The organism is Vandammella animalimorsus (genome assembly GCF_002285265.1).
Classification (GTDB): Bacteria; Pseudomonadota; Gammaproteobacteria; order Burkholderiales; family Burkholderiaceae_C; genus Lampropedia.
In genome coordinates this window covers 214,976-230,085 of sequence record NZ_NSJB01000002.1, presented here as the reverse complement: position 1 = coordinate 230,085, position 15,110 = coordinate 214,976, and the positions used below count along the sequence as shown (strand labels likewise).

Sequence of the window (15,110 nt, the reverse complement as noted above, 5' to 3'; positions counted from 1 at the left end):
ATCGCGCCGCAGCCAGCGGCGCGTTTGGCCGGCGCAGCCGCGAACAGGCCCTAGAATGCCTCGCGTTGCGATTTTTCAAAACCTGAAGCCGAAATCCTCTCGCCAAGGCAGGGCTTCCCCATTAGGAGAGACAACGAAATGACCAAGGTCCTGGTACCCGTCAAGCGCGTGGTCGATAAAGACATCAAGGTGCGCGTGAAGTCCGACAACAGCGGTGTGGACATTGCCAATGTCAAGCACAGCATGAACCCCTTCGATGAAATCGCAGTGGAAGAGGCCGTGCGCCTGAAGGAAAAAGGCGCTGTCAGCGAGGTCGTCGCCGTTTCCATCGGCGTGACCCAGGCGCAGGAAACCCTGCGCACGGCCCTGGCCATTGGCGCTGATCGCGCCATTCTGGTCGAGACCGCCGACGAGGTGCAGCCGCTGGCCGTGGCCAAGCTGCTCAAGGCGCTGGTGGACAAGGAGCAGCCGGGCCTGGTCATCATGGGCAAGCAGGCCATCGATGACGACTCCAACCAGACTGGCCAAATGCTGGCCGCGCTGGCCGATCTGCCGCAGGCGACCTTCGCCTCCAAGGTCGAGCTGGCCGATGGCAAGGCCACCGTCACCCGCGAGGTCGACAGCGGCCTGGAGACCGTTGCCGTGAACCTGCCGGCGGTGGTCACCACCGACCTGCGCCTGAACGAGCCGCGCTACGTGACGCTGCCCAACATCATGAAGGCCAAGAAAAAGCCGCTGGAGACCATCAAGCCCGCCGACCTGGGCGTGGATGTGGCGCCGCGCCTGAAGACCCTCAAGGTCAGTGAGCCGCCCAAGCGCAGCGCCGGCATCAAAGTGCCGGACGTGGCCACGCTGGTCGACAAGCTCAAGAACGAAGCCAAGGTCATCTGATCGACGGGAGACAAGACACCATGACGACACTCGTAATTGCCGAACACGACAACGCCAGCCTGAAGGCGGCAACGCTCAACACCGTCGCTGCGGCCGCCGCCATCGGCGGTGAGGTGCATGTGCTGGTCGCTGGCCACAACGCGGGCGAGGCCGCCAAGGCCGCCGCGCAGATCGCCGGCGTGAGCAAGGTGCTGCACGCCGACGGCGCAGCGCTGGAAAATGGCCTGGCCGAAAACCTGGCCGCGCAGGTGTTGGCCGTGGCCGATGCCTACAGCCACATCCTGTTTCCTGCCACCTCCAGCGGCAAGAACGCCGCGCCGCGCGTGGCCGCCAAGCTGGACGTGGCGCAGATCTCCGACATCACCAAGGTCGTCAGCGCCGACACCTTCGAGCGCCCGATCTACGCCGGCAACGCCATCGCCACCGTGCAAAGCGGCGATGCCAAGAAGGTCATCACCGTGCGCGCCACCGGCTTTGACGCCGCGGCCGCCAGCGGCGGCTCTGCCGCAGTGGACAGCGTCGCCGCCGTGGCCGACTCGGGCAAGAGCCGCTTCGTCAGCCGCGAAGTGAGCAAGAGCGACCGCCCCGATCTGACGGCAGCCAAGATCATCGTCTCCGGCGGCCGCGCGCTGGGCAGCGAGGAGAAGTTCAAGGAAGTCATCACCCCGCTGGCCGACAAGCTGGGCGCAGCCATCGGCGCCAGCCGCGCCGCAGTCGATGCCGGCTACGCGCCCAACGACCTGCAGGTCGGCCAGACCGGCAAGATCGTCGCGCCCGAGCTGTACATCGCGCTGGGCATCAGCGGCGCCATCCAGCACTTGGCTGGCATGAAGGACTCCAAGGTCATCGTCGCCGTGAACAAGGACGAGGAAGCGCCGATCTTCTCCGTGGCCGATTACGGCCTGGTGGGCGATTTGTTCACCGCCGTGCCCGAGCTGATCGAGAAGCTGTAATCCTCCCGGGTGCGGGCGGCTCTGGCAGGGCCTTGCCATGGCGGGCCCCAGGATGCAGGCCAGCCGCCCAAACCCAATGAATGGCATCCCTGGCGATGCCATTTTTTCTTTTCTTTCCATGTGAGGCGCGGCCGCAGTGCGTGCCGCGCCCTGCCGTCGAGGTATTTCCATGAGCTACAAAGCCCCAGTCAAAGATTTGCTGTTCAACATCGAGCACCTGGCCAACATCGAGGCCGTGGCCCAGCTGCCCGGCTTCGAGGAAGCCGGCCTGGACACGGCCCAGGCCGTGCTGCAGGAATGCGCCAAGTTCAATGAGGACGTCGTGGCCCCGCTGAACGTCGTGGGCGACACCCAGCCTTCGAGCTGGAAGGATGGTCAGGTCACCACCTCGCCGGGCTTCAAGCAGGCCTTCGCGCAGTACGCCGAGGGTGGCTGGCAGGGCCTGCAGCACGATGCCGAATTCGGCGGCCAGGGCCTGCCCAAGACCATTGGCGCGGCCTGCCAGGAAATCCTCAACAGCGCCAACCTCAGCTTCGCGCTGTGCCCGCTGCTGACCGATGGCGCCATCGAGGCGCTGCTGACCGCCGGCAGCGATGCGCTCAAGGCCACCTACCTGGAAAAGCTCATCTCTGGCCAGTGGACCGGCACCATGAACCTGACCGAGCCGCAGGCCGGCTCCGACCTGGCGCTGGTGCGCTCGCGCGCCGAGCCGCAGCCCGACGGCAGCTACAAGGTCTTTGGCACCAAGATCTTCATCACCTACGGTGAGCACGACATGGCCGAGAACATCGTGCACCTGGTGCTGGCCCGCGTGGCCGGCGCGCCCGAGGGCGTCAAGGGCATCAGCCTGTTCGTGGTGCCCAAGTTCCTGGTCAATGCCGATGGCTCGCTGGGTGAGCGCAACGACGTGCACTGCGTGAGCATCGAGCACAAGCTGGGCATCAAGGCCAGCCCCACGGCCGTGCTGCAATTTGGCGACCACGGCGGGGCCATCGGCTACCTGGTGGGCGAGGAAAACCGCGGCCTGGAGTACATGTTCATCATGATGAACGCCGCCCGCTATGCCGTGGGCGTGCAGGGCATTGCCGTCTCCGAGCGCGCCTACCAGCAGGCGGTGGCCTATGCGCGCGAGCGCGTGCAAAGCCGCCCGGTCGATGGCTCGGTCAAGGGCAGCGCGCCCATCATCCACCACCCGGATGTGCGCCGCATGCTGATGACCATGCGCGCCCTGACCGAAGGCACGCGCGCCACGGCGCTGACGGCCGCGGCCGCCTACGACGCTGCGCACCGCCACCCGGACGCCCAGGTGCGCCAGGAAAACCAGGCCTTCTACGAATTCATGGTGCCGCTGGTCAAGGGTTACAGCACTGAGATCAGCCAGGAAGTCACGGCGCTGGGCGTGCAGGTGCACGGCGGCATGGGCTTCATCGAGGAAACGGGCGCGGCCCAGCACTACCGCGACTGCAAGATCCTGACCATCTACGAAGGCACGACCGCCATCCAGGCCAACGACCTGGTTGGGCGCAAGACCGGCCGTGACGGCGGCCAGGTCGCCAAAGCCATTGCCGAGCGCATTGCCAAGACCGAGCAGGAGCTCGCTGCGCTGGGCACGGAGCCAGCCCAGGCCGTGGCGCGTGAGCTGGCCGCTGCCCGCCAAGCCTATCTGGACGTGGTGGACTTCATCGTTGCCAACAGCCGCGAAAACCCCAACGCCGCCTACGCCGGCTCCGTGCCCTACCTGATGTTGGCTGGCAACCTGGTGGCAGGCTGGAACCTGGGCCGCGCCCTGCTGGCCGCGCAGGCCGAGCGCGCCAAGGGCCAGGATCAGGCCTTCTGCGACGCCAAGATCACCACCGCGCACTTCTACGCCGAGCACATCCTGCCGCGCACCAAGGCCTTGCGCGACGCCATCGTCAATGGTGCGCACAGCGTCACCGAGCTGCCGCTCGATGGCTTTTGATCGCATGGCGCGATGAAGGGCATTACGCAGTTGCGCCACAGCGCCTGGCCTGCCAGGCACTGCGCGCGCGCTGCAGTGATGCACCCTGCATGGTGCGGTTTGGCAGACTCTGCGGGTGAGCCTCTATTGCGGAAAACGCAGCGGCGGCGCATAGTGCATCTTCAGGCTTTTGTGCGGGCCGGGCGCCCAGCCCGCGCGAGGCGCTGAGCAAAAAGCCAGCTTGGGCTTTTGCCTGCCGGTGCATTGACGCTCAGTGGGCAAAATGCGCTGGCGCCGATCATCACGAAAGGAGCAAGTCTTATGAACCTGACCATTAGCGGACACCATCTGGAAGTCACGCCTGCATTGCGTGAATTCGTCACAAGCAAGCTCGCGCGCGTGGCCAAGCGCTTCGACCAGTTGATCGATGTGAGGGTGGTGCTGGGGCTGGAGAACACCAAGGAAAAGCAAGGGCGCCAGACGGCCGAATGCACCATGCTGCTCAAGGGCGGCGACATCCACATCAAGACCGCGCATGAGGATTTGTACGCAGCCGTCGATGAAATGGTGGACAAGCTCGACCGCCAAGTGGTGCGCTTCAAGGACAAGCTCAAGGAGCATGACCATCAGGCCCACAAGAAGACCATTTCTGCTTGAAGGCACTTTGAAAGCACTTGAGCAGAACTGATCCAACGACAAACCCGCCCTGGCGCTTTGCCCTGGCGGGCTTGGTGTTTGATGGGGCGTGTTGGTGGGGCATGTTGGCTGCCCCCCAATATCAAACACTGGGCTTGACTGTCAATGCATGGTGAATGTCAAGTCCAATTAGGGGAAATACCGAGAGATTGAAGGGCCGCTGGGCTGTATAGGCATAATCCCCCCCCACTTATGAACCGTCTAGCCTCCATCCTGCCTCTCGAGCGCGTGCTGGTGCATGTCGAAGTCACGAGCAAGAAACGTGCTTTCGAAGAAGCTGGCCTGCTGTTTGAAACCCTGCATGGCCTCTCGCGCGCCGTCGTCACCGACAGCCTGTTCGCGCGCGAGCGCCTGGGCTCCACTGGCCTTGGGCACCGCGTGGCCATTCCGCATGGCCGCATCAAGGGCTTGCATGCGCCGATGGCGGCCATTTTCCAGTTGGCGCAGCCCATCGGTTTTGACGCGCCCGACGAGCAACCGGTCAGCCTGCTGATCTTCTTGCTGGTGCCCGAGGCGGCCACCGAAAAGCACCTGGAAATCCTCTCGGAAATTGCCGAGTTGCTCAGCGATGTGGATCTGCGCGAGGCCATGATCCATGCCAGCGATGCGCAGCAGCTGCACAGCCTGGTGGCCAACTGGCACTCCAGCCAGCTGCCGGCCGAGGTGCAATAAGAGGCCCGCGCCCACATGCTCAACACCGTCAGCGCCCAGGCCCTGTTCGATGAATTCGCGCAGGCCTTGCAATGGCGCTGGATTGCGGGGCGCAGCGCCTATGCGCGGCGCTTCGATGAGCGCGCGCTGCGCTCGGCGCGCGCCAGTGCCGACCTGGTCGGCTATCTGAACTACATCCATCCGTTTCGCGCCCAGGTGCTGGGCGAGTCCGAGGTGCGCTATCTGACCAATGCCACCGAGGCCGATTGCGTGCGCCGCGTGGCGCGCATCACGCAGCTGGAGCCGCCCGTGCTGATCCTGGCCGATGGCCAGCAGGCGCCGCAGGCCCTGCTGGAGATGTGCGAGACGGCGCAAATCCCCATGTTCGCCACGGCCGAATCCTCGGCCTACGTCATCGACGTGCTGCGCAGCTACCTCTTCAAGCTGTTTGCGGCCAGCACCACCTTGCACGGCGTGTTCATGGACATCCTGGGCGTGGGCGTGCTCATTACTGGCGAATCCGGCCTGGGCAAGAGCGAGCTGGGGCTGGAGCTGATCACACGCGGCCACGGCCTGGTGGCCGACGACATCGTCGACGTGGTGCAGATCAACCAGAACGCGCTGGAGGGCAAGTGCCCGCAGCTGCTGCAGAACCTGCTGGAAGTACGCGGCATCGGCCTGCTCGACATTCGCGCCATCTTTGGCGAAACCGCGGTGCGCCGCCGCATGCGGCTGCGGCTGATCGTGCATCTGGTGCGCCGCGAAACCATGGAGCGCGACTACGAGCGCCTGCCGCACGAGCCGCTGACCGAATCCATCCTGGGCGTGCCGGTGCGCAAGGCCATCATCCAGGTCATGGCCGGGCGCAACATCGCCGTGCTGGTCGAGGCGGCGGTGCGCAACTACATCCTGCAGCTGCGCGGCATCGACACCTACCAGGAGTTCACCCGCCGCCAGCGCCTGGCCATGCAGGCCGATGCGCTGCCCGAGCCCGGCGATCCGCAGCGGCCAACCTCCGACTGAAAGCGTCTGAAACGCCCGGCCCCGCCTGCGGCCCCTTCAATCAAACAACTGCGCCAGGGCCAGGCCGGGCTCGGGCGCGCGCATGAAGGCCTCGCCCACCAGGAAGGCGTGCACCCCGGCCTCGCGCAGCAGCTGCACATCCGCCGCCGTGGCAATGCCCGATTCGGTCACCAGCAGGCGCTCGGGCGGGAGGTGCTTTTGCAGCTCCAGCGTGGTCTGCAGGCGGGTCTCGAAAGTGCGCAGATTGCGGTTGTTGATGCCCAGCAGCGGGGTTTTCAGGCGCAGCGCGCGCTCGAGCTCATGGGCGTCGTGCACCTCCACCAGCACCGCCATGTCCAGCGACAGCGCAATGGCTTCGAGCTCGGCCATCAATCTATCGTCCAGCGCCGCGGCGATGAGCAGCACGGCATCGGCGCCCATGGCCCGCGATTCGTAGATGTGGTAGGGCGCGACCATGAAATCCTTGCGCAGCACCGGCAGATCGACGCTGGCGCGGGCCTGTTTCAGATAGTCCACGCTGCCCTGGAAGAACTGCCGATCGGTCAGCACCGACAGGCAGGCGGCGCTGGTGCGCCCATCGCCCTGGGCGTAGCTTTGCGCGATGTCCGCAGGGATGAACTGCGCATCGGCGCGCAGCAGGCCCTTGCTGGGGCTGGCCTTCTTGATCTCGGCAATGACGCCGGCCTGGCCCTGGGCGATCTTGGCGCGCAGCGCGCCCTCGAAGTCGCGCGTCAGCACGCGGCTTTCGGCATCGGCGCGCACGGCGCTCAAGGGCATGCGCTTTTGCGCGGCGGCGATCTCTTCATGCTTGACGGCAATGATTTTTTCCAGGATGTCGGACATGGCGGCAGCGGTGTATGGGCAGATTAGGCAAAGGCCGCAGTGTATGCGCAGGCGGGCACAGCCAGCGCCCGGGGCCTTGCTATGATGCCAACCCTTTGTGGCGGCGGCGCTGGCGCGCAGGGCGCGCTGGCGTACATGCCCGCCCATCACGAGCAAGCTTGAACGAGGAAAGGGCTGTTGGATGCGATACGGATTCCATGCCATGTTGGCCGCACTGTGCTGCGGCATGTTGACTGCCTGCGCCACTGGCGCCGGGGTCGCTGGCGCGCCCGGCGCGCCCGGCAATGGGCCAGCCCAGCCGGCCCAGCCGCCGCAGCGCGATCTGTTCGCCCAGGCCGGTTCATCAGGCCATGTTGGCGCGCCGCTGGCGCATGGCGCAGCGCCAGCGCAGGCCATGGACGCGCTGACGGCGTTCCACTGGCAGCTGCGCACGGTCACCGGGCGTGATGGCGCCTGGTTCAGCCGGGGCCAGCGCGCCTTGCGCGCGCCGGTGCAACTGCGCTTTGACGGCCAATACCTGGGCGTCAGCGGCCTGTGCAATCTGCTGAGCGCCACCTATTTGGCAGGGCCCGATCAGCTGCGTGTGGATGTGCCCATGCAGACCAAGAAGGCCTGCGCCGACCAGCGCTTGATGACGCTGGAGCAGCAGCTGGGGGCAGCCTTGCCGCAGGTGCGCAGCTGGCGCATCAGCGGCCCGGCGTACGCGCCGCAGCTGCGGCTGGAGTTTGCCAATGGCAGCCAGTGGCAGCTCGAGGGCGCGCCCACCCATGCCACGCGCCATGGCGCAGCCCCGCAGACCATCTTCCTGGAAGTGGCCCCGCGCACCCGGCCTTGCAGCGAGGCCGGCCGCACGCGCCAGTGCCTGGAGGTGCGCCGCGTCGAGTTCGACGCCCAGGGCCTGCGCCAGTCGTCCGGGCCGTGGGAACTGTTTCATGAGCCCATCGAAGGCTTCACCCATGAGCCAGGCGTACGCAGCCTGCTGCGCATCCACCGCTATCCGGCCAGGGGCGGCCGCCCGGGGGTTGCCAGCCCGTATGTGTACGTGCTGGACGAGACCGTGGGCACCGAGTGGGTGCAACCGCAGCGCCCTTGAGGCCGTGAGCAGGCGCGCAGGCCTTGCAGCGCCGCCGCCTGAGCCGAGCCGACAGACGCCGCCCGCCAGGGCGGCTTTTTTTACCCCACGGCCAGCACGCGCCCTGGCTGGGCACAGGCGCTGGCCGGTGCAGCCTGGCCGGTAGAATGCGCGCTGGATTTTGCAGTGGTCGGCCGCAGGCGCCAGCACACATTGCGCGAGCACAACGCAGCGTCATGGCTGGATGAGTCGCCCAGGGCCTGCCCCGTCGTCATTCATTCGCACCAAAGGAGAAACGCACCCATGTCCACAGCCGAACAACAGCAGCGCATCGCCAGCGGCCAGGGCTTCATCGCCGCTCTGGATCAAAGCGGCGGCAGCACGCCCAAGGCGCTCAAGCTCTACGGCATCGAGGAGTCGGCCTACAGCGGCGAGGCGCAGATGTTCGATCTGGTCCACCAGATGCGCACCCGCATCGTCAGCAGCCCGGCCTTCGATGGCCAGCGTGTGCTGGGCGCGATCCTGTTCGAGATGACGCTCGAGCGCGACTTCAACGGCAAGAATGCAGCCAGCTACCTGTGGGAAGACAAGCGCGTTGTGCCCTTTCTGAAGATCGACAAGGGCCTGCAGGATGAGGCCGATGGCGTGCAGCTGATGAAGCCCATCCCCGGCCTGGCCGAGCTGCTGGCGCGCGCCAAGGCCAAGGGCGTCTTCGGCACCAAGGAGCGCTCGGTCATCAAGGCCAACAACCCGGCGGGCATTGCCGCAGTGCTGGACCAGCAGTTCGAGCTGGCCCAGCAGGTGCTGGCCGCGGGCCTGGTGCCCATCATCGAGCCGGAGGTGGACATCAAGGCGGCCGACAAGCAGGCCATCGAGGTCGAGCTCAAGCAAGGCCTGCTGCAGCGCCTGGACAAGATCCCCGCTGCCACGCCGGTGATGCTCAAGCTGACGCTGCCCACGGTGGACGGCTTCTTCGACGAGCTGGTGGCGCACCCCAGCGTGCTCAAGGTCGTGGCGCTCTCGGGCGGTTACAGCCGCCAGGAGGCCAATGCCAAGCTGGCGCGCAACCCCGGCGTGATCGCCAGCTTCAGCCGCGCACTGACCGAAGGCCTGTCGGCGCAGCAAAGCGATGACCAGTTCAACCAGGCGCTGGAGGATTCGATCGAATCCATCTACCAGGCTTCGATCGCCTGATCGGCCATTTGCGCTGTGCCGCGCCATGCACTGCGGGCCGCCTTGCCAGGCCCGCAGCTGGCCCGCCAGCACTGCCGCAGCGCGCAAGCCCTTTGCACAGGGCGCGCGCTGCGGCAGTGTTTTTTTGTGCCTGCGGCGGCCCCAGGCACCACGTGCAGGCCCCACGCCCGTTGCCTCGGCGCGGGCTTTCAATCGGCCAGGAAGCGCCCGGCCAGGCTGCCGGCGCGCCAGCGCCTGCGGCGCAGCCAGGGCTCGAGCTTGCTGCGCTCGCCGCCGCGCAGCTTGACCAGCGCGGGCCAGCAGCTGGCATCGCCGCGCGCCCACAGCAGGCGGGCGTAGAGCGGGCGGCGCTTCCAGCGCGCCTGCAGGTGCAGCCAGTAGGCGCTGTCCTCGGCGCGCAGCAGCGCCAGCCGCCAGGGCTGCGCCGGGGGCTGGGCCACGCCCTGGTGCAGCACCTCTTGCGCCACCACGTGGATGGTGTGGTAGCTGGGCTCGCCAATGTTTTGCGTGTACTGGGCAAAGCACCCCTGCTGGCGCAGCGCCTGCAGGTAGTTGGCCGTGCCCTGCTCGACCACGGCGGCATGAAAGCGCGCCAGCCACTGCGCGATGAAGGGGTTGCCGGCCGCAGCGGCCAGAAACCAGCTTTCGATCACCGGGAAGTGCTGCGCGGTGGTGTAGCCGTCCAGGTAAAAGCCGACGAAATCGGCGCGCTGCGCCTGTTGCAGCGCCGGCAGCCAGTCGTCCAGCGGGCGCGTGAGGATGATGGAGGCATCCAGCCAGATGCCGCCGTGGCGCTGCAGCAGCGCCAGGCGCATCCAGTCGGTCTGCTTGGCAATGTTCAGCTGCGCCAGCGCCTGGGGCAGATCGGGCAGGAACTGGCGCACATTGCCGGCATGCAGCAGGTGCACGGTGTGCTGCGGGTTCAGGCGGCGCCAGCCGTCGATGCAGCGCTGCACCACCAGCGGGGGCTGGGCGTCGTGCCAGTAGGTCCAGATCACGCGCGGGATGGGCGCTGGCAGGCCCCGGGTCGCAGCATCGGCCGTCGACTCGGGGCCGGCCTGCCAGCGCCGCACGGCCGGCGTCGGCAGGGGCTGGAGGCGGGCATGGCGGTGCAGCCACAGCGCCAGCGCCGCCGCGCCCAGCGCCAGCAGCAGGGCGCAGCCGATCAGGCCCGGCAGCAGTGCGCTGGCCCAGAGGGTATCGGCGGCAGCGGCAGCGGTAGCGCCTGGGGCGGCAGAGGGCAGTGCGGTCAGGGCGTCAGCGGGCATGGGCGTCGTCGTCGGGCGTGGGGCCATCGGGCCTGGGGCTGGCAGGCTGGCCCATCAAATAGCGGCCGGCCAGGCTGCCTGGCAGGTACAGGCCGGCGGCCAGGTAGTGGTCGAGCTTGCGCCGGTCGGGCCCTCGCAGCTTGATCAGCGGCGCCACGGCCGCGCCGGCCTGCATGAAGAACAGGCGCTTTTTCAGGCGCGCGCGCTGCCAGCCGGCCTGCACGTGGTAGGCGAAGGCGCTGGCCTCGGCCGGCCACAGCGTCAGGCGGTAGCGGGCATCGCCGCGCTGCAGTACGCGCTGCGCGGCCAGGTGCATGCTCAGGTACTCTGGCGCGTCGATGGCTTGCTGCAGCGCCTGCAGCAGGCCCAGGGCCTGCAGGTGCTGCAGGTAGCCGCTGTTGCCGCGCGGCACGACTTCGGCGTCGAACTCGCGCTGCCAGGCATGAACGAAGGCGCTGCCCGGCGCGGCGGCCATGAACCAGTTTTCCACCACCGGGTATTGGGCCGAGGTGGTAAAGCGCTGCAGGTAAAAGCCCAGGTATTCGCTGCCGTGCGCCTGCTGGGCCTGCAGCACCCAGTCCAGCGGCGCGGTGAGGATGGTGCTGGCGTCCAGCCAGATGCCGCCATGGCGCTGCAGCAGCGCCAGGCGCAGCCAGTCGGCCAGTTTCTGGGGCGAGTCGGCCAGCAGCGCCGCAGGCAAATGGGGCAGCAGCGCGCGCGCGCGGGCCAGGTCCAGCACTTCGATGCGCCAGTGCGGGTGGTGCTGGCGCCAGCTGGCCAGGCAGCACTCGATCAAGGGCGGCGGGGCGGCGCTGTCCCAATAGGTCCAGAGGATGCGCGGGATCGGCGCTGGCGTTGGCGCTGCCGGTGCGGGCGCGCCGATCTGCCAGAGCTGGGCCGGCGGCGCCTGCCAGGGCGGCAGCGCCGGGCGGCGCCAGCCGTACCAGCGCTTGAGCAGGCGCGCCAGCAGCAGCTCGCCGCGCACGCGCCAGCCCAGGGCTGGCGGGTTGGCCGGCGGGTTGGTTGACGGGCCGATGGGCGGCGTGGCGGGGGCAGGGGCGCTCATGCGGCAGTCTGTGCGTTGTCTTGTGCCGCGGCAGCAGCGGCCAGCGCGGCCTGGCGTGTGCGCGCGTAGCGCAGCAGCCAGCCGCGGCGCAGGTAGCCGCGCAGCAGGGCAGCAGGCGGCAGCGGGCTGCAGGCCAGGTAGTCCTGCGCGAATTGCCCAGCCAGCGCCTGGGCCTGGGCAGGCGGCAGAGCGGCGTGCTGCAGGGCGCGCAGCGCGCCCAGGTAGTTGCGCGCCGCCAGGTGGGCGATGGCAAAGCGCATGGCGTCGCTGGCCAGCTGCGGCTCGGCCTGGGCGCAGTGGCGCCAGTCCTGCACAAAGGGGCGCAGCGCGCGCGACAAGTCGGCGGCCTTGGCGGCATTCATGCCCGAGAGGATGCTGCCGGCGCGCTGGCGGTAGGCGACCCAGGGCTCGGGCAGGTGGATGGCGCTGCGCGCGCGCAGCAGCAGCCGGGGCATGGTGGCCATGTCCTCGAAATAGGCCCCGGGCGGGAACTGCAGGCCCTGCCACAGCTCGCGGCGGGCGATCTTGGACCAGGCGTGCATTTGCCTGCCCAGCAGCATGCCTTGCAGCAAGGCCGTGCGATCGCGCAGCAGGGTGCGCGCCGGGCCGTGGAAGCTGCGCCGGTGCGCTTCGCCGCGCAGGCGGTGCTTCAGGCGCGGCTGGGCGCGCCACAGGCTGAAGTCGCACAGCACCAGATCCGGGGCGTGGCTTTGGATGGTCTGGCGCAGGCTGGCGATGGCGCCGGGCTGCAGGAAGTCGTCGGAGTCGAGAAACCAGATGTAGGCGCCGCTGCTGGCGGCCAGCAGGCTGTTGCGCGCCGCGCTCAGACCCTGGTTGTGCGGGTGGTGCAGCAGTTGCAGCGCGCCGGGCCAGCGCGCCTGCAGCTGCCGGGCCAGCGCGGCCGAGCCGTCGCTGGAGGCATCGTCGAGCAGCAGCACCTGCACGCCGGGCACGCCCTTGAGCTGCTGCATCAGCGATGCGATGCACTCGCCCAGGTAGTCCTGCACGTTGTAGACAGGCACCAGCACACTCAGCCAGGGGCGCTCTCTCATGGTGCGGGCCTGCCTTGGGTGAGCAGCTGCAGGAACTGCGCCTCGTAGGCGGCCTGCATGCGCTGCTGGCTGTAGAGCGCCTGGGCATCGCGGCGGCCTTGCGCGGCCAGATTGGCGGCCCAGGCCGGCTCGCGCAGCAGGCGCTCGAGCGCATCGGCCAGCGCCTGCGGGTCGCCGGGGGCGGCCAGCAGGCCATTGCGCTCGTGCGCGATGACTTCCTGAATGCCCGGCACGCGCGAGCCAACCACGGCGCAGCCGGCGGCCATGCCTTCGATCAGCGCCAGCGGCATGCCTTCGTAGTGGCTGGAAAGCACGCAAATGCGCTGGCCCATCAGCAGGCCGGGCACGTCGTCGCAGCGGCCCAGCAGCTGCACCTGCCCGCCCAGGCCCAGTTGTTGCACCAGGGCCCGGGCGCGGCGCTGCAGGCGCTGGCTGCCGCCGCCGGCCAGCCACAGTGTGGGCTGCAGGCCGCGCTGGCGCAGCACGGCCAGGGCGTGCAGCAAGGTGGCGTGGTCTTTTTGCCGGGCAAAGCGCGCCACCATCACCAGCCCGGGGCTGCGCTGCGCCAGCGGCAGGGCATCGGCCTGGGCATAGGGCTGCAGCGCAATGCCGTTGGGGATGGCGATGGTTTTCTCCGGCGCGAAGCCCAGCGCCAGCAGGCTGTCGCGCACCCCTTGGGAGCAGCCGATGATGCAGGCCGTGCGCCGCGCCAGCCAGCGCGCCTGGGCCAGCCGCCAGGGGGTGTAGCGCTCGCGGCTGTTGTGCTCCACGTGCACCAGCAGCGGCACCTGGGCCCACAGCCCGGCGTAGCGGCCCCACAGGTGTTCGCTGAAGCCGTGCGCCACCAGGATGTCGGGCTGCCACTGCAGGCAGATGCGCCGCAGCTGCCAGATCGTGGCCCAGTGGCTCCAGCCGCTGACCACGTCCACCGGCAGGCCTTGCGCGCGCAGCGCGGCCACCTTGTCCGGCGGCGTCTGGCGCTTGCGGCGCAGCACCAGCCGGGGCTCGAACTGGCCGCTGTGCAGGTGCGCGCGCACCAGGTCGATGGCCACCTGCGTGGCGCCGGAAAAGCCGCCGGTGACGAAATGCAGCACGCGCGGGCGCTCGCCAGGGCTGGGGCGGCGCGGCGCGGTCACGGCGTGACAGCCGGTGCGGCCGGCGCGCTGGCGGTGAGCTGGGCGATCTGCTGGCGCACGCCGCGCAGACAGCTCCAGACCGCGATGGTCATGAACAGGTAGAACATGATGCCGCTGTTGTGGGCATAAAACACCTGCGTGATGCCGTAGCCGGCAAACATCACCGGCAGGCTCAGCCCGGCCAGCTCCAGGGCCCGCTGCTGGGCCTGCAGCGCCTGCAGGCGTGGCCCGCAGCCGCCGTCATGGCGCGGCCGGTGGCTGCGCCGCGGCCAGAACACGCACAGCGGCACCAGATAGAAAAAGCCCAGCACCGCCACGCCCACCAGCCCGGTCTTGACGAACACGTCCAGCACTTCGTTGTGCACATGCTGGTATTGCAGGATGGCGGGGCGGTATTGCCCGGCCTGCACGCGCAGCAGCTTCTCCTGCATGTAGCCGGGCACCGACCAGCCCAGCAGGGGTTTTTCCAGGCCCATGTCCCAGGCCAGGCGCCAGTGCTCCAGGCGCTGGCCGATGGAGCTGTCGGCCCCGTGCTGGGCCTCGAATTGGGCCACCTCGCCCACGGTGCGCTGCCAGCGCTCGTTGAGCATCTGCGGCTTGGCCACTGCCACCATGGTCATCGACGCCAGAAAGGCGCCGCCCAGGCCCAGCGCCAGCGCCGGGCGGGCATTTTTGGCCAGCGCCAGGGCCAGCGGCAGCGCCAGCAGCAAGGCCAGCCAGCCGCCGCGCGAGAGCGACAGCACCGAGGCCATGCAACCGGCCAACATCGCCAGCAGGGCCAATGCCATCAGGCCGCGCTGCTGCGGCCTGGCCCAGCGGCCGCGCGTGAACAGCGTGCCGCAGCTCAGCGCCGCCAGCATCACCGCCAGCTGCAAGGCCAGATTGCCGTATTGGATGGCATTGGTCGTGCCTGTGGCGCGCCAGTAATCGAGCACGAACACTTGCCAGAGGGCAATGCCGCCCGCGCCCAGGCAGCCCAGCAGCACGCCCCAGAACAAGGCGCGCGGACTGGCCGGGTAGGCGGCGGCAAACAACAGGCAGGGCAGGGCCAGCAGGAATTTGATCGGCCGATCCCAGCGGCCCAGGCCCTCGGCCGGGTCGGAGAGAAAGATCCACACCAGGCCCATCAGCACCACGGCTGCGGCCAGCCAGCGCGTGGGCGCATCGACCGGCATGCGCGGCCAATGCCGCAGGCTGCACAGCGCGCCCAGCAGCAAAAGCGCCGCGCCCCAGGAATAGCCCGAGGGCAGCCACAGCGCCAGCGCAGGGATCAGCAGCGCCGATGCACTGCTCAGGCGCTGGGGCCAAAAGGGGGGCATGCGGGTG

General features: G+C 68.5%; 14 protein-coding genes. 8 read left to right on the top strand and 6 right to left on the bottom strand.

What is annotated here, in order from left to right:
• The first annotated feature begins 138 nt into the window (after positions 1–138).
• From CK625_RS05440 to hprK, 6 genes are all read left to right on the top strand, one after another.
• On the top strand, positions 139–891 hold the full coding sequence (locus CK625_RS05440) for an electron transfer flavoprotein subunit beta/FixA family protein (protein ID WP_095539282.1): 753 nt from the start codon (positions 139–141) through the stop codon (positions 889–891).
• 20 nt (positions 892–911) lie between these two features.
• Positions 912–1,844 (top strand): electron transfer flavoprotein subunit alpha/FixB family protein, encoded by a 933-nt coding sequence (locus tag CK625_RS05435; protein ID WP_095539281.1) that lies wholly within the window; start codon positions 912–914, stop codon positions 1,842–1,844.
• Positions 1,845–2,013: 169 nt separating this feature from the next.
• A complete protein-coding gene (locus CK625_RS05430) occupies positions 2,014–3,804 on the top strand; it encodes an acyl-CoA dehydrogenase (protein ID WP_095539280.1) in 1,791 nt (596 codons plus the stop codon).
• A 300-nt stretch (positions 3,805–4,104) separates the two neighbouring features.
• Entirely contained in the window at positions 4,105–4,440 is a 336-nt protein-coding gene (gene hpf, locus CK625_RS05425; RefSeq protein ID WP_095539279.1) for a ribosome hibernation-promoting factor, HPF/YfiA family, read from the top strand.
• Between the two features lie 231 nt (positions 4,441–4,671).
• Positions 4,672–5,151, top strand: coding sequence for a PTS sugar transporter subunit IIA (locus CK625_RS05420; protein WP_095539278.1), 480 nt, complete (start codon positions 4,672–4,674; stop codon positions 5,149–5,151).
• A gap of 15 nt (positions 5,152–5,166) precedes the next feature.
• On the top strand, positions 5,167–6,153 hold the full coding sequence (hprK, locus tag CK625_RS05415; RefSeq protein WP_095539277.1) for an HPr(Ser) kinase/phosphatase: 987 nt from the start codon (positions 5,167–5,169) through the stop codon (positions 6,151–6,153).
• Between the two features lie 36 nt (positions 6,154–6,189).
• Here hprK and trpC read toward each other — a convergent pair whose 3' ends face one another.
• Positions 6,190–6,996, bottom strand: a complete 807-nt coding sequence (gene trpC / locus CK625_RS05410; protein ID WP_095539276.1) for an indole-3-glycerol phosphate synthase TrpC — start codon at positions 6,994–6,996, stop codon at positions 6,190–6,192.
• Between the two features lie 202 nt (positions 6,997–7,198).
• Between trpC and CK625_RS05405 the strand changes: the two genes are divergently transcribed.
• Together CK625_RS05405 and CK625_RS05400 are read left to right on the top strand one after the other, a co-directional pair.
• Positions 7,199–8,089, top strand: a complete 891-nt coding sequence (locus CK625_RS05405; RefSeq protein ID WP_172425094.1) for an META and DUF4377 domain-containing protein — start codon at positions 7,199–7,201, stop codon at positions 8,087–8,089.
• Between the two features lie 282 nt (positions 8,090–8,371).
• Complete coding sequence (locus tag CK625_RS05400) at positions 8,372–9,262, top strand: fructose bisphosphate aldolase (RefSeq protein WP_095539274.1); 891 nt, start codon at positions 8,372–8,374, stop codon at positions 9,260–9,262.
• 188 nt (positions 9,263–9,450) lie between these two features.
• Here CK625_RS05400 and CK625_RS05395 read toward each other — a convergent pair whose 3' ends face one another.
• The 5 genes from CK625_RS05395 to CK625_RS05375 are packed head-to-tail and all read right to left on the bottom strand — an operon-like array spanning position 9,451 to position 15,103.
• A complete protein-coding gene (locus CK625_RS05395; protein WP_172425093.1) occupies positions 9,451–10,530 on the bottom strand; it encodes a glycosyltransferase family 32 protein in 1,080 nt (359 codons plus the stop codon).
• Positions 10,520–11,596, bottom strand: coding sequence for a glycosyltransferase family 32 protein (locus CK625_RS05390; protein WP_095539272.1), 1,077 nt, complete (start codon positions 11,594–11,596; stop codon positions 10,520–10,522). Before CK625_RS05390 ends, CK625_RS05395 begins: the two co-directional genes overlap by 11 nt.
• Positions 11,593–12,648: a glycosyltransferase family 2 protein gene (locus CK625_RS05385; protein ID WP_095539271.1), complete on the bottom strand. Its 1,056-nt coding sequence runs from the start codon at positions 12,646–12,648 to the stop codon at positions 11,593–11,595. Before CK625_RS05385 ends, CK625_RS05390 begins: the two co-directional genes overlap by 4 nt.
• Positions 12,645–13,784 carry a glycosyltransferase gene (locus CK625_RS05380; protein WP_238945534.1) on the bottom strand — a complete coding sequence of 380 codons (1,140 nt, stop codon included), beginning with the start codon at positions 13,782–13,784 and terminating at the stop codon, positions 12,645–12,647. The genes CK625_RS05385 and CK625_RS05380 overlap by 4 nt, the downstream gene beginning before the upstream one ends.
• Complete coding sequence (locus CK625_RS05375; protein ID WP_095539270.1) at positions 13,781–15,103, bottom strand: O-antigen ligase family protein; 1,323 nt, start codon at positions 15,101–15,103, stop codon at positions 13,781–13,783. Before CK625_RS05375 ends, CK625_RS05380 begins: the two co-directional genes overlap by 4 nt.
• Positions 15,104–15,110 lie beyond the last annotated feature (7 nt).

Bases quoted from the DNA above. Each gene is read 5' to 3' on its own strand.
- CK625_RS05440 (WP_095539282.1), top strand. From the start codon at position 139: ATGACCAAGGTCCTGGTACCCGTCAAGCGCGTGGTCGATAAAGACATC.
- CK625_RS05435 (WP_095539281.1), top strand. From the start codon at position 912: ATGACGACACTCGTAATTGCCGAACACGACAACGCCAGCCTGAAGGCG.
- CK625_RS05430 (WP_095539280.1), top strand. From the start codon at position 2,014: ATGAGCTACAAAGCCCCAGTCAAAGATTTGCTGTTCAACATCGAGCAC.
- hpf (WP_095539279.1), top strand. From the start codon at position 4,105: ATGAACCTGACCATTAGCGGACACCATCTGGAAGTCACGCCTGCATTG.
- CK625_RS05420 (WP_095539278.1), top strand. From the start codon at position 4,672: ATGAACCGTCTAGCCTCCATCCTGCCTCTCGAGCGCGTGCTGGTGCAT.
- hprK (WP_095539277.1), top strand. From the start codon at position 5,167: ATGCTCAACACCGTCAGCGCCCAGGCCCTGTTCGATGAATTCGCGCAG.
- trpC (WP_095539276.1), bottom strand. From the start codon at position 6,996: ATGTCCGACATCCTGGAAAAAATCATTGCCGTCAAGCATGAAGAGATC.
- CK625_RS05405 (WP_172425094.1), top strand. From the start codon at position 7,199: ATGTTGGCCGCACTGTGCTGCGGCATGTTGACTGCCTGCGCCACTGGC.
- CK625_RS05400 (WP_095539274.1), top strand. From the start codon at position 8,372: ATGTCCACAGCCGAACAACAGCAGCGCATCGCCAGCGGCCAGGGCTTC.
- CK625_RS05395 (WP_172425093.1), bottom strand. From the start codon at position 10,530: ATGCCCGCTGACGCCCTGACCGCACTGCCCTCTGCCGCCCCAGGCGCT.
- CK625_RS05390 (WP_095539272.1), bottom strand. From the start codon at position 11,596: ATGAGCGCCCCTGCCCCCGCCACGCCGCCCATCGGCCCGTCAACCAAC.
- CK625_RS05385 (WP_095539271.1), bottom strand. From the start codon at position 12,648: ATGAGAGAGCGCCCCTGGCTGAGTGTGCTGGTGCCTGTCTACAACGTG.
- CK625_RS05375 (WP_095539270.1), bottom strand. From the start codon at position 15,103: ATGCCCCCCTTTTGGCCCCAGCGCCTGAGCAGTGCATCGGCGCTGCTG.